Below are 254 nucleotides of genomic sequence, written 5' to 3'. Positions count from 1 at the left end.
GCAATTTTCAAAACGATAAAATTATGGACCTGGTTCTATTTGAGCCGCTTCCCCCTGCACCGGGCGTCACTGCAGCTCCGGCGGTGAGATTTAAACTGGTTGACCGTATCGAGGGTGATGCCACAGAGGCAGGTGGTGTTCCACTTTCCCTTGCATTGGGCGTCGCTGCTGCCCCGGCGGTGAGATTTAAGCTGGCTGACTGAATCGAACGTGAGGCCGCAGGCGCAGGTGATGTTCCGCTTCCCCCTGCACTG

The 254-nt window shown here is 56.7% G+C and carries 1 protein-coding gene; it reads left to right on the top strand.

Going from position 1 to position 254, the window contains the following annotated elements:
• Positions 1-203, top strand: a 203-nt coding sequence (locus tag E1189_RS00115; RefSeq protein ID WP_230459785.1) for a hypothetical protein, incomplete at its 5' end; no start/stop codon positions are given.
• Positions 204-254: the final 51 nt, after the last annotated feature.

This window comes from Parendozoicomonas verongulae, assembly GCF_009711465.1.
GTDB lineage: Bacteria > Pseudomonadota > Gammaproteobacteria > Pseudomonadales > Endozoicomonadaceae > Sansalvadorimonas > Sansalvadorimonas verongulae.
Note: the sequence above shows the minus strand (reverse complement) of the source record. Positions and strands in the feature narration are given on the sequence as shown.